This window comes from Ruegeria sp. HKCCD6604 (assembly GCF_013110635.1).
Classification (GTDB): Bacteria; Pseudomonadota; Alphaproteobacteria; order Rhodobacterales; family Rhodobacteraceae; genus Ruegeria.
This window is the reverse complement of the sequence record NZ_WVQW01000012.1, coordinates 84,258-97,564: the sequence shown is the minus strand read 5'-3', so window position 1 is coordinate 97,564 and position 13,307 is coordinate 84,258. Positions and strand designations below refer to the sequence as shown.

Sequence of the window (13,307 nt, the reverse complement as noted above, 5' to 3'; positions counted from 1 at the left end):
GGCTTCCTGTCAAACGCCGTGGGCCCGGTCTGGGGCACTTACTTGCGCGTTACGATGATGGCATAGGAAGAATAGACCGCCCATTCGCGCCGGGCGCACAGGCGTGCCAGCCCGTTATCCAGCTGCCGCAGGCCGAAAATCTTATCATAGTAATGGTGCCCGTAATATTCATGTACTTCGATGCTCGAAAACCCGACATCCGCCAGCGCCTTTCGCATGTACGGTGTCGAGCCGCGACACAGTGAGTAGTAGGCGGGGAATTTGCCGGTATTCTGGCCATCAAAGCGCCGGGGCTGCAACAGTTGAACCGCCTTGCGTGTCAGTTGTTCGGGAAACAGCCAGTTGATCAGGAACGGTGAGGCGAAAATGGTCGGCACCAAGTGAACAGCAACGCCACCATCCGCCAGAAGGTGATGCATGTTTTTGTGGAACTGCTTGCCGTCGGGCATATGCTCGCCACAAAACTTGGACATGATCAGATCGAACCTCTGATCCACATGGCTGACATCGCCGCAGGCGTTGATCTGAAGGGTGTCGAACTCATCGGAAACATGGGAAAGTTCTTCGGCACTTATGTCACTGATCGTGAAGGATGTGACATGATCGGGCAGTGTCTTGTCGCCGGTCGATCGGCTGGTCGTGCCACCGATTTCCATGATCCGGGCCGGTTTTTCATCTGTTATGATGTTCCAGACCGTATCCAGATAATCCTGTCTGCAATCCGTGTGCCAGCGTATTTCTGACTGTACCATTTACTCTCCCAAAAAACCCGTAACCTTGCGCGGCATTTGAAACGGGGCCAATCGCGATAAAAAGACTTTTTGCAATACGCCTATTAAGGCAGTGACATGGCTGTTTGACCAATCTTTAGATGAATGCTGGCAGCATTCAAAGAACGTATGCACCCAAGTTTACATGACTGGCAATGCCAGGGGGCGGAATAGATATGGGCGGGTCCGAATTTTCGGTACCCGCCCATGCAGTGGTAATCAATAGGCTGTATTTTCAGCGATCTTTGCCGTTACGCGAACAAATCAGAATACGGCTCGACAAACGGGGCTTCTTCGCCGATCGCAAAGGCGTCAACGCTGTCACCAACGTACCAGTCTCTTTCCTGTCCGCCGGCGAAATCGAAATCCGTATTGGTTTCGTCCAGGACAACGGCACCATCGACCATAATCTGAAGGCGGTCGGTGTCCTGATCAACCATCAGGGTGACCTGATGTGTTTCACCGTCGTTCAGGTCGACATCCTTGATCTTGAAGCCTTTACGGAACCCGTCATCATTGTTGTCGACTTTTGCGACCAGATGCCCTTTCTTATTCATCTTCAGGCCGAAATTCGAGTGGTTCCATACAAGCCGTTCAGCACCCGTTTCACCTTCGTCACGGGTTATGTCGACCGAGAAGCTAACCTGCGAAGCGTCAGAAATTCCGTCCAGGGTTCCGATGTTCCCCCGGCTATTCTGATTGGATATGTCGATCATCGACAACTCGCTTTGCCAGCCGCCACCATGGGCAGGTTCAGAGCCGGAGTCAGGCTGCTTGGCGCTTGTATCGCCTTCGGCCTGCGTCTCATCGGCCGGAACATGGGTTTTACCAACGTAAGAAACCTCGTCCAGGCGTCCGATAGTCTCCGGGCTGTCCTGATGGGTTATGTCGATCATCAGTTCGCCCTGCGGGTCGGCACCAAGAACAGGCTCGGACTCGGCGTCGGGCTGCTCGGACCCGGTATCGGGCTGCTCGGACCCGGTGTCGGGTTGCCCGGACCCGGTATCGGGTTGCTCGGACCCGGTATCGGGTTGCCCGGACCCGGTGTCGGGTTGCTCGGTCCCGGTATCGGGTTGCCCGGACCCGGTATCGGGTTGCTCGGACCCGGTATCGGGTTGCCCGGACCCGCTGTCCGGTGTTGTGGGGTTGGTGTTGGGTTGTGATCCCCCGGGGGTAACCTGCTGCGGGGGGGTGGATCCCGTGGCACCGTGCGAGACGGCAGAGCCGGCGTTCAGTGTGTCAGCCAAGCTGCCCGGGACGACGACATATTGGTTGTAGCCATTCCCCTGTGCCGTTGCCTGATAGGTGAAGTTCTGATCGTACTCACTGGGCTGAATCAGGGCGTTGTTGGCTACGTTCCAGTCAGCCTGCCCGTTATACCCCACGATCTGAGACGTAATGTTCTGATCGATGGTGACGTTTTTGGAACCGGCGGAAACGTTGATGGCCGGGATTTCGATCCCGCCTGTCAGCGTCTTTTCGTCTACGTGCAGGACCGAATTTTTGGTGATCGTCAGCCCATCCACACCATAAAGAGAGATCCCGTGGAAGTGACCGTTGTAGATCGTGTTCCCTTCGATCAACACGTTGTGGTGGATCACGCTGGGATCGTCGATGTTCTTGCCGTCACCGCCAGCCCAGATGGTCTGAGTGAAATCCCCGGTGGCCATGTCAAAGAGGTTGTTGCGGATGGTGATGTTGTCGCTGCCGCTGCCATAGGCGCGCTGAATCTGGATCATGTCACGGTGATCGCCCGAGCCAGCCGCGCCGCCGAAATCGTGCAGGTGGTTGTTCTCGACCAGGATGTTGTCGACATTGTCAAAAACCAGACCATCGGAGCGGATCGTGTGGATGTCGTTGCCGGTGACATTGATCCCGTCGGAATTCACCGCAATGACAGCCTTCCACCATTGTGAGAATTCGGTGTTGTTGATGTTGATATTGGTCGAGCCGGCGATGTTCAGACCTGTGCCATAGCCGGTACCGTCTGCCGATGTTCCGGTGCCGCTGGCAACATCGCCGTCGAAGATCGAGTTGTTGAACGTAATGTTCTGGCTGTCGTAGACGCCGAATTTGCTTTGAAAGTGGTGGTCGCCACCACTGAAGCTGTAGTCAAACTTGATGCTGTCGAACGTGATGTTCGAAGATTGCTTGAGGTGCACATCCGAGAAGCTGGCTTTCGCATTCGGATCCGCAGACTGGATCGTCACGTTCGATGCGAAATTGGTATTGTGGAGGTTCAGTGACCCGTAGTCACCTGCAGTAAGGAGGATCGTCTCACCACCGCTGGCCTGTGACAAAGCCTGGTTCAGCTCTGCGGCGGAAGTTACAATGATAGTCGTCGACATCTTTCACCTGTGTTTCCAAATGCGCTTATCCCAAAGCGCTGAAGATCCCGCTCACCCAAGGGGTATGGAACAGTCGCACAAGGGCGACAGATTGGCCGGAATATGGCTATGTTTGGAAACTGTTGCCTGTATGAGGACAATTTTGCCCTTTTGCAGTCATTTCCGAGTGAACTCGATACTCGATACCGGGAATTGTTCCACTTCCCTTAGCGGTTGCCTAGGGTTTGGCGAATTGATTCCTCCAGGGCAACAATGGCCACAAAATAGCCATCATTCAGGCGTGTCCTTGCGTATGGGCGATAGGCATCGGCAATGAATTGCCCGGTGCCGTAAGGGAAACCTGGGCGTTGCAAGGGCCATTCGGACGTGCCATGGCGCCAGACGGGCAAGCAGGCGCGATAGACAGTGGAACCCGCCTTGCCTACACTTTCCTGCAAGTGTGGTTATCAGAAAGGTGCGTTATGGCCGGGTCCCGGATTCTCGTCTTGGCAGGGGCGCTACTGCTCATGTTGGGTTTTGATGTGGCGGCCCAGACCCCCTGTCAGGGGCGAGACGTGCGAACGCACCTTCCCGCAACTCAGACCAAGGGGCAGCCGGTCGCAAATGCCGCCGATCTTGGCGCAGCCCTGCAAAATGCCCAGGGCGGGGAAATCTTTCTTCTGGCGCCGGGGAATTATGGAACCCTTAGGATGAACACAGCATACCGGTCACCCGTGGTGATCCGGTCCGCCGATCCTGCCGCGCCGGCCTGTTTTACCCGTCTGGTTCTGGAAGGAGCCAGGAATGTGCATCTGGATGGTGTCTATTTCGATTACACCTACAATGCGGGCGACCCGCATTTCATTGCCTATTTCGTCATCCTGAACAGTACGGACATTGTGATATCGAATTCCGTGTTCGACGGTGGGACTGCAAGGGGAACAGGGTCCGAGGCGGACGGGTACAGTATCGGGATCGGCCTGAAAATCGAGCGGGGCGGGAACCTGACCCTTTCAGGCAACGAGTTTCGCAGATGGTGGACAGCAGTTCTGTCCGTGCAATCGCGGCAGTTTGTCTTTACGGGCAACAACATTCACACGATTCGGTCCGATGGGGTTGATGTGGATGCCGCAGATGGCCTGACAATCGAGCGGAACCGGTTTCACGATTTTGGCGGTGCGGCTGGATCCCAGGATCACCGCGACATGATCCAGATTATGCGGGTATCGCCCCGGGGGTCTTCGGACATAGTTATCCGTGACAATATATTCGACATGGCCGGTGGCGATTTCACCCAGACCATCTGGGCTGGCGGAGACGGCAAGGACCTCGGCAACCCAGTCATGCGACACCGCAATGTGCTGGTTGAAAACAACATGATCTACAATGGTCATATTCACGGCATTTCGATCCATGGCTCGGACAATATCTCGATCAGAAAGAACTCGGTGATCCATGTGCCCGGCGGTCATTCGGTTCCGGTCATCAACATTTCTCCGGATTCGACCTCGGTGGTCATTGAGCAGAATGCGGTGGCCAATATCATCGGGCACGAGAACCAGCGCGATTGGGTTGTGCTCAACAATGCGTTGATTCAGGATCAGACCCCCTCTCAGGGTGGGCATTATGACAGCCAGTTCATCTATTACGCGCAAGGCAGGAAAGACGGATACAACGAATACGGCGTGCGCCCCGGCAGCCAGATTGATCGCCTGAATGCGGGGTCCAGCTTGTCGCAATCCTACCCCTCGCGATGAGGACATTGCGGGCAATGTTGTGGAAAAGTGATTGGCTTCGAGCGCACGGCCAGAATACTGACAATATGTTAGTGCAATCTGTAATGTGTTATCCGTTTAAAGGCAGGAATTTTAGATGACAGCCGTTTTGTCAGCGAAAGCCAGCGCCCCGGCGACCAAGCCGATCGTTCTCGCCTTGCTCATTTTCTCCTTTGCGATGCCGTTTTATTTCCACTTGGGGGGGCTCAAGCTCAGCGGGTATCGGGTGATCCTGCTGTTGTTCATGTTTCCTGCGATTATCGGATGGCTGAGCGGCAAGGCTGGAAAGATCAGGCCGATTGATATTTTGGTGATTGCATTCAGCTTCTGGTCGGCTCTGTCCTTTTCAGTCAATCATGGTTTGGCATCGATGTGGCAGTTCATCGGAATGTTCATGATCGAAACTCTGGTGCCTTATTTCATTGCCCGCACCTATATCCGCAATCTGGAATCGTTTCGGTATTTTGTGAAATGCCTGTTCCTGCTCATCCTTATTCTTCTGCCTTTTGCTCTGTTCGAATCCTTTACGGGCAAGACCCCGCTGTTGAACCTGTTCGGCAAGGTTTTAAGCGTCTATCAGAAGTGGATTTTCGAACCTCGGCTTGGATTGCTGCGGGCGCAGACAACGATGCCGCATCCTATCCTGTTCGGCGTGTTCTGTGCGCCGGCCTTCGCGCTGACCTGGTATGTGCTGGGATGGCATAAATCGTTCTTCAAGAAGGTTGGCCTGACTTCGGTAGTAGGGGGTGCGGTGTTCTTTTCCCTTTCATCGGGTGCGTTTCTGAATGTCGTCATTCAGTTGGCGCTGATGGGATGGAATTGGGTCTTTCAGTTCCTCAGGAAAAAATGGAAAGTTCTGCTGAGCATATTTTGCGTTCTGTATTTCATTGCCGAAATCGGTTCGAACCGGAGTATGTTCCAGATCTTTGCTACTCATTTCACGCTGACACCTGGCACGGCATGGGCGCGAATCCACACATTCAACTTTGCGTCTGACGATATTTTACGGAACCCGATATTCGGGATCGGCCTGCATGACTGGACCCGCCCCCACTGGATGGTGCTGCTGAGCAGCGTCGACAATTTCTGGCTCGTGGTCACGTTGCGGCACGGCTTTCCGGCCTTGTTTCTGCTGGTGGGGGCCGTCATCGTCACGTTCTTTCAACTGGGCAGCAGAAATTTGACCGGGGCAACGGCAGATGCGCGCCTTGGATACCTGATTTCGCTGCTGGGCCTTTGCGTGTCGGCCGTCACCGTCCACCTTTGGGATGCCACGTTCTGTTTTTTGATGTTTCTGCTGGGGGCAGGGGTTTGGTTTTTGGATGCAGATGACGGGTCCGGTCAGGATGGGGACCAGGCCCAGGCCGAGGAAGGAGGGCGAAAGATGCGGTATACCCGGTTTCCCAAGGCCCTGCCCGGAGAACTGTCTATCGGGCGCGTCGCACGCACCCGCTAGCCGGTCGTCGTCCAGCGCCGTCTGGCCATTCCCAATGCACGCCGAAGGCGGCGTAAGGGCGCGACCCTGCCAGACAGGACCGCTTGTATCTGGTGATCAGTCATATCCTCGCGCAAGGATGTTCGGGGGCGCAGGAAAGCGTTCTTTTGCCAGGTTCCGCCATCGCTTGACCAGGCGGCCGTGTATCCGGCCATGCGCAGGGCGCGCAGTACACGAGCATCATACCGTCCAAAGGGTATGCCTGCCTCGGTTACCGGGAGTGCGCATATCATTTCCAACTGCGCGCGGGATTCGCTGAGTTCTCGGACCAGAGCAGCGTCATCCAGTGTCGGCCAGGCAAGATGGTCAATCCCATGGCTGCCGATTGTCATATCCGCATCCTGCAAGCGACGCAGATGGTCTGCATCCAGTGATCCGGCCTGTCCGATCCGCCCGGTCAGGACAAAGAACCGTGCCCGAAGCCCCCGGGCCGACAGCGCTGGCAGGGCGATGTCATGATCCGAAAGATTGCTGTCATCGAAGGTGATGGTGAACCGGTTCGGATCAGGGTCTGCGGCGATCCGGTCCAGAACCCGTTCGAATTGCTCGACCGAAAGCCAATAGGGGGCCTCGCCCGGTTCCAGAGGGCGTTTTGGTGTTCCGATGCCGTGAAAGTTGATACCGATGGGCTTTGTCATGAGCGCAGTTTCTTCAGGCGGGCGTGAATGGTTTCGGCGATGCTGATCAGGGTAGAGCTTGCGCCGGCAGGGCGGAACTCGTACGGGCCCGCTGCGCGCAGCTCTGTGCCGCCCGTGCGCAGCTTGTAACGTGTGACGGAAGGGTTGGCTTCAGGATCTATCCCGCCCAGGTCGAAATACTTCAGGCCCAGGTCGCGACAGCGCAGCATGGAATGCCACATCAGATAATGCCCGGCATTCAGGCGCCGCCCGGTGTCCAGAGTGGCCCCGAACAGATAGACGGCATTGGACCCAGCCCGTCCCAGCGTCATCGCGGCAATGTCGGTCCCGTCCTTGCGGGCAAACAGAACCTCATGGGCAAAATCAGCCCCCTCAAGGGCATAGTAGAATTCTGGCGGGATATCCGGCCGAAAGCCTTTGGCTGCCTGAACCTCGGTGTACATTGGATGAAACCGGTCGGCTGCCTGTGCAATCGGCACGATATCCAGATCAAGACCGGCTTTCAGCGCATTGCGCAGGGGGTTGCGCCATTTTCCGTGCAGAGCACGCATCAGCGTGTCTTCGTCCTGGGTACAATCCACGACCACGGTTCGATAGGTCGGGGATCGATCGGTGGGCAAAAACGCTTCGCTACGGGCCAGCTGATCCAGCAATGCAACATCATGCCAGGGTGTGGCCGGAAACCGCAGGCGCAGGATATGCCCGCTCTCCTGAGCATACGTACGCAGTGCGGCCAGCACGGCACGCAGTGTTGCAGCGTCGGGATCAGGCCGATCGACATGCTGCACCAGCGGTCCGGCGGCAAGCCATGCAATGCCACGCCGCAGGCCGGGAACATGTTTGATGCGCAGACATGCGGCGGCAACAGGCTGCCCGTCCGGGGTGGTGAGCATCAGGAACTGTACGTCTGCCCCGATCCGGCGGGCCGCCGCGCGGGCATAGGTCAGGCTGTGTTCAAGGGTCAGGTCGCGGAACGACGCGCTGAGGGCGGGCCACTTTTCTTCAGGCAGAACCCGTGCGGAGAGCTGATATGCGATCATATCCGCCTCATATTCTTGTTTTGATCCAGCTGGACCACAGCGATTTGTTTTTCAGCGGGATCACGGCCCTCAGCCGGGGTGCAACCCGCCCGAACCAGAGCCTGTAATAGACCAGGTGCAACACACGCGCCCAACCAAGGCAGAGCTTCAGCAAGACAGGGGATATTCCTGATCGCCTTGAGACGATCAGGCGATGAGTGGGCACCGATTCACCGCCATAGACCAGCTTGTAACCATATGCGCCAACCCCGGCTTCGATCCGCGTCACGCCTGCGGCGATCAGCTGTTCGATCATCTGAACCAGGCCGATTTTCCCAAGGCTGAGGCGTTCCAGTTCCGGGTCGGTCGATCTGGCGGGCAACCGCCAATGGCAGGTCTGCCCCTTGACCAGGCAGAATTGGGTGGCAAGGGGGCCGTCCTGGCCCTGCTGTTCGACAAACCAGGTTTCCTGCCCCTGCTGGGTGGCGTCTGCCAGATCGCAGTAGAAGGCGGCGCTGCCAGGCCAGTCCACGAAATGGCCTCCTTTTCCAACCTCCTGCCATTGCCGGTTGTGGAAGTCGACGAAATCCCCGAATTGATGCGCATCAGGATGGAGCATCCGTGTTGTCAGGCCGTGGTCATTCTGTAGGTGTTTCAGATCCCGCCGATACTGCCCCCGCCGTTTCTTGGACAGGTTGGCAAGATAGCCCTCAAACGTATCGGGCAGTTCAAAAACCGTATGGGTGCCAGCCGGCGTGTCGGTCAGCGCCAGCCCCGGTGCCACTCCATTGCGGATGGCTGCCAGCATGGTGCCGTGTTCCGAGGCGGGGGTGAAGCTGACCAGATGCGCCCGGCCATCGCCGAGAAGGCCGTTCAGGGCCTCGGCGCAGCTGTTCTTTAGCGCGGTTTCCGTGGCGGCCAGCTGGAAAATCACCGTGTTGGGATCGGTTGCGGCCAATTTGGCGATACGGACCCTCACAGGCCCCAGCCAAACCGGATAGATCATGAACGGCAGCAAAGCGACCAGCTGCCCCTGGGCGTCATATGCCACAAGGGTCCGGAGCGTTTTACCGCGCCCGAAATGAGCCCACCAGGTCAGCACCCAGACCGGAGCGGCATAGATGTCCGCGCCGGTCTGTCGGGCCAGTGCGGCCCACGCATCGGTCATGCGTTCAAGGCCCTTGACCCCATCAACCCATTTGAATGTCAGCCGGACGTCTGTGTCGGTCACTCTGTCGGCTCCTGGCTGGTCAGGTGATAGCGCAGCGAGGCCCGGGCCAGACGCCGCCGCGCGGCAGCTTCTTCCCGCTGATTTGCGACCGACATGACAAAGCGCAATACGGATGACCCCACAAATACCATCCGGCCGCGGAACAGGCCCCAAAGGCCATAATGTTTGCGCAGATAGATCATCTTGCTTTTCTGCATTTGAACATACATGCGCGAGCGGATCTGGGCGGTGCTTTTGCCGCCTCCCTCAAGGTGCAGGATGCGCGCTTCGGGGGTGAACACGCATTTCCAGCCTGCATCGCGGATGCGACGGCACCAGTCGGCCTCTTCCGAGTAGACGAAGAATGCCTCGTCCAGAAGACCCACGGCCTCGAAGACACGACGGGGCACAAGCATGAACATGCCCGAGACGACGTCGACCTCGCGTTGCGAACACCGATCCCAGTCTCCGTACTCGGCGCGGGCCAGAAGCGGATTGCGCCGAGACAGGCGGTGCAGCCCAAACTCGATCAGCGCCAGGTTTCCCGGACCCGGGTCGGCAAAACAGGTGCGCTGAATGGTGGTTTCATCTTCCAGGACCTGACATCCAGCGCAGCCGACATCCGGGTGCTGATCCAGCCAGTCCAGCATGGTATCGATCGCACCATCCAGAATGATGGTATCGGGATTGAGCAACAGCAGATTGTCACCCCGTGCGATTTCCAGACCCTGATTGTTGGCGGCGGCAAATCCCCGGTTCGCGTCATTGGCGATCAAGCGAACATCAGGGAATTCGTCACGGACAAGATCGACAGATCCGTCGCTTGATGCATTGTCGACGACGATGACCTCATGCGGCTTCCGGGTCTGCCGGGAAATGGATATCAGGCAGTCCCGAAGAATGTCCCGGGTATTCCAGTTCACGATGACAATGGAAACAGCGCACTCGCTCTGCGTGCCGTGTGACGGTGAAGTCATGAAACCCTGTTCTCGTTACTCGCTTACATTTTCAAATTGTTTAGCCATTGTTCTGATCTATGAATACACTCAACGTCATTAAGCGACGGCTGTTGTTAAATAGTAGCTGTGAAATTCAGAGCGAATAAACCGGTATATTGAGGTATTAGTTTGGCTGTGCAGGAACTTGAAGGGCAAGATAGTGTTGCGATTGAATGCACTGAAACCCTGACCGCAGACCGGAATGCCGAATGGATGACGTTTCTGAATGCGGCCCGGCATCAGCATCCGCGGCAATCTCCGTTGTTTACGAATTCGGAACAAAGATTGAATCGCAAGGTGATTTATGCCTCGGCGCGCCGGGATGGGGCGCTTGTGGGTGTCGCTCTGATCTCACTTGAACCGCACCCGTATCTGCCCGGCGCCTGGGCCCGGGCCCACTGCCTGAGCGGCCCGGTTTGCGACGATGCCGCCGACATGGTGGCGTTTCTGGATGGCCTGTGCCGACAGCCGGGGTTTTCAAGGGTCGGCAGCCTGACTGTCACCCCGTTCTGGACCGAAGAAGAGGCCGACACACTGGATGCCGCTCTGTCTTGTGCGGGTTGGCGCGTGGCTGAAGAAGATCAGTTTCGTGAAACCGGATGGGTCGACATATCGGTCACGAGCGAAGAGATCATGGCGGCGTTTTCCAAAAGCGCCCGTCGCGAGGTCAGGCGCGCCGAACGGCAGGGCGTGACGTTCCGAAGCGCGCAGACCCCGGAAGAGTTCCGCATTTTTCTCGAGAGCATGAACCGGTTGCGCGTTTCGCGCAGGCTGCCCGAGCTGAGCCTTCCTGCATATGAGGCGATGTTTGAAGATGTATTGCGGCCCGATGAGATTGGCACCGTGATCATGGCCTGGCAGCAAGAGGCCTTTCTTGCCGGGCTTTTGGTGTATCGCAGCAGGGACATTGTGCACGGCCGGCATTTCACCACCGAGCCGGATCATCTGCGGGCGGCGGGCAATCTGCGTATCGCCCCGGCCTTGTGGTTGGAGGCCATGAGATGGGCCAAGGGCAAGGGCTGTAGCACCCTGGATGTCGAGGGCTATCACGTACCGGTTTCGGGCGAGAAGAAGTTCAACATTCACAAGTACAAGTCAGAGTTCAATCCGCGCGTCGTGCAGCGGATTTCAGCACGTGAAAAGGTGTTGAACCGGTCTGTGTACCTGACGGGAAATGCGCGTGATCTGATCCGGGGGCAGTTGAAAAAGCTCAAGAGGGCAGCTGCGGGTTAGGTCCCTGAACGATTGGTAAGGCGAAGTATGAATCTGGCTAAGAAAGGCAAATTGCAACTGATCCGGGGGGCCGCGCGACGTGGGCCGGTTGTTCTTGTCCGGCAGCTTTGGCTGGCCCTGATGGACAGCTTTGTGCGCAAACGCCATCTGGTATTCCGGCTGGGCGCGACCAGTTGTGCTGCCCAATCACAAGCCGGGCAGGACGCGCAACAGGTGCGGGAAATCCGATCACGCGAAGACCTTACCAGTGACGAACTGGCCAGCCTGATGGACCCTGAGGCGGCGCATGACTGGGGAATGCTGGAATGGCTGGACGCCGGGTGGCAGCTTTGGGTGCTGACGGAAGAGGGGCGCATCCAGGCGGTGGCCTGGGTTAGGGATGCCGCGCATAGCCGCGATTTCTTTGTGCCCCTCACCGACACAGAAGAGCTGTTCTGGCATGTTTATGTCCTGCCAGAATACCGCGGCAGAAATTTGCAGGGCCGGCTTTGGGACACGATTGTTGCCAACAAAATATCCGCGGGAATCGACGGGTTTTATACCAATTGCCGGGATTACAATTTACCTTCCAGGCTCAATATCCTGAAAACGGGGTTTTCACCGGTTGGGCACTGCAATGAATACCGCCTGACACATCATCGGACTTGGCGGCAGTACTGAAATGCGGGGGTGGCATGAGCAGCGACACACATGAGACCGCGCTTTATTGCGGCGACCCGCCCATGCAGTTTGCCAATCTGTTTCGCCGGGACCCGGCAGGCGGATATACGGCCCTGTTTCGGAAACGCCCGGTTTTCTGGAGTTTCAATACCCGCGTGGCGATCCGGGCGGCCTGTGATCTTTTGGCCTTGCAGCCCGGGGACGAGGTTTTGGTGCCAGCCTATAATTGCGGCTCAGAGGTTGATCCGCTGATCGACGCGGGTCTTTCGGTCCGGCTGTATCCTGTCTCGGACAATTTACTGGCTGATCCGGATCGCATTGCACCGCTTATCACGGAGCGCACGCGGGCGATTTACGTGACGCATTACTTCGGCGTGATCCAACCCTCACTGACCGGGCTGCGGGCGCTGTGTGACCGGCACGGGTTGCGGTTGATCGAAGATTGCGCGCTGAGCCTGCTGAGTGGTCAGACCCCCGCCGAAGGCCGGGTGGGTGACGTTTCGGTCTTCTGTTTTTACAAGTTTGTTCCGGTTTTGGGCGGCGGCGCCTTGGTGATCAACGCGCCGGATCTGCATGCTGAGCATCCGTTTACACGCCCGCCCCCCCGCAAGATGGTCACCAAAATGCTGCTGCGGGCCGGGCTGGGCAATGTGCTTGGTACAGCGCGCCTGAAAGGGCTGGTGCAGGCGTTGCGGGGCGGCGGACAAATACCCGTGGACATGTGCCCTGAGAGAGAACTGGAAGATATTCCAAGCCATTACTACTTTGATCCGGCTCTGCGCAGCACTCGCATGAGCGCGTTTGCGGCCCGCCCCTTGCGGGCGTTTTCCGTATCCGAGGCCATCGCAACGCGCCGGGCAAACTGGGAAAGGTACCGTGAACTTCTGACTGATGTCGCGGGTGTGCGCATGCTTGTGCCCGAGCTGACGGTCGACACCTGCCCGCTGAACATGCCGGTGTTGGTGGAGGAGCGCGACCGTGTCGTGCAAGCTTTGCAACACGGCGGGATCGGGGCAACACCTTGGTGGGCGGGATTCAACCGTAATCTCGACTGGACCGGACAGGCCGAAGCGATGGCGCTTAAGAATGACGCCGTGTCACTGCCGCTGCACCAGTATCTTTCCGAGGCGCATGTCGATTACATCGTCTCGGAACTGAAGCGGGCATTGCAGGGGTGAGTGT

At 57.5% G+C, this 13,307-nt stretch carries 11 protein-coding genes; 5 read left to right on the top strand and 6 right to left on the bottom strand.

The window, feature by feature from the left end:
• Positions 1 to 38 precede the first annotated feature (38 nt).
• The gene (locus GS614_RS20155; RefSeq protein ID WP_170346957.1) at positions 39 to 752 is read right to left on the bottom strand and encodes a bifunctional 2-polyprenyl-6-hydroxyphenol methylase/3-demethylubiquinol 3-O-methyltransferase UbiG; all 714 of its coding nucleotides are present in this window, start codon (positions 750 to 752) and stop codon (positions 39 to 41) included.
• Positions 753 to 1,021: 269 nt separating this feature from the next.
• Positions 1,022 to 3,118 (bottom strand): right-handed parallel beta-helix repeat-containing protein, encoded by a 2,097-nt coding sequence (locus GS614_RS20150; RefSeq protein WP_171727172.1) that lies wholly within the window; start codon positions 3,116 to 3,118, stop codon positions 1,022 to 1,024.
• 506 nt (positions 3,119 to 3,624) lie between these two features.
• Here GS614_RS20150 and GS614_RS20140 point away from each other — a divergent pair.
• Positions 3,625 to 4,854 carry a right-handed parallel beta-helix repeat-containing protein gene (locus tag GS614_RS20140; RefSeq protein ID WP_171172421.1) on the top strand — a complete coding sequence of 410 codons (1,230 nt, stop codon included), beginning with the start codon at positions 3,625 to 3,627 and terminating at the stop codon, positions 4,852 to 4,854.
• A gap of 115 nt (positions 4,855 to 4,969) precedes the next feature.
• Positions 4,970 to 6,328, top strand: coding sequence for an O-antigen ligase (locus GS614_RS20135; protein ID WP_171727170.1), 1,359 nt, complete (start codon positions 4,970 to 4,972; stop codon positions 6,326 to 6,328).
• Here GS614_RS20135 and GS614_RS20130 read toward each other — a convergent pair.
• From GS614_RS20130 to GS614_RS20115, 4 genes are read right to left on the bottom strand one after another with little or no spacing between them, the layout of a single operon-like run.
• Positions 6,325 to 7,005 carry a polysaccharide deacetylase family protein gene (locus tag GS614_RS20130; protein ID WP_171364623.1) on the bottom strand — a complete coding sequence of 227 codons (681 nt, stop codon included), beginning with the start codon at positions 7,003 to 7,005 and terminating at the stop codon, positions 6,325 to 6,327. The genes GS614_RS20135 and GS614_RS20130 overlap by 4 nt on opposite strands.
• Complete coding sequence (locus GS614_RS20125; protein WP_171120468.1) at positions 7,002 to 8,045, bottom strand: GNAT family N-acetyltransferase; 1,044 nt, start codon at positions 8,043 to 8,045, stop codon at positions 7,002 to 7,004. The genes GS614_RS20130 and GS614_RS20125 overlap by 4 nt, the downstream gene beginning before the upstream one ends.
• Before the next feature lie 7 nt (positions 8,046 to 8,052).
• Entirely contained in the window at positions 8,053 to 9,255 is a 1,203-nt protein-coding gene (locus GS614_RS22530) for a GNAT family N-acetyltransferase (protein ID WP_171617587.1), read from the bottom strand.
• Positions 9,252 to 10,211, bottom strand: coding sequence for a glycosyltransferase family 2 protein (locus GS614_RS20115; protein WP_171206925.1), 960 nt, complete (start codon positions 10,209 to 10,211; stop codon positions 9,252 to 9,254). The genes GS614_RS22530 and GS614_RS20115 overlap by 4 nt, the downstream gene beginning before the upstream one ends.
• Positions 10,212 to 10,367: 156 nt before the next feature.
• On the opposite strand from GS614_RS20115, the gene GS614_RS20110 reads away from it, so the two are divergent.
• From GS614_RS20110 to GS614_RS20100, 3 genes are read left to right on the top strand one after another with little or no spacing between them, the layout of a single operon-like run.
• On the top strand, positions 10,368 to 11,465 hold the full coding sequence (locus tag GS614_RS20110; RefSeq protein ID WP_371809421.1) for a lipid II:glycine glycyltransferase FemX: 1,098 nt from the start codon (positions 10,368 to 10,370) through the stop codon (positions 11,463 to 11,465).
• A 27-nt stretch (positions 11,466 to 11,492) separates the two neighbouring features.
• On the top strand, positions 11,493 to 12,125 hold the full coding sequence (locus GS614_RS20105; protein WP_171206926.1) for a GNAT family N-acetyltransferase: 633 nt from the start codon (positions 11,493 to 11,495) through the stop codon (positions 12,123 to 12,125).
• 14 nt (positions 12,126 to 12,139) lie between these two features.
• Positions 12,140 to 13,303 carry a DegT/DnrJ/EryC1/StrS family aminotransferase gene (locus tag GS614_RS20100; protein WP_171172434.1) on the top strand — a complete coding sequence of 388 codons (1,164 nt, stop codon included), beginning with the start codon at positions 12,140 to 12,142 and terminating at the stop codon, positions 13,301 to 13,303.
• The last annotated feature ends 4 nt before the right edge of the window (positions 13,304 to 13,307 follow it).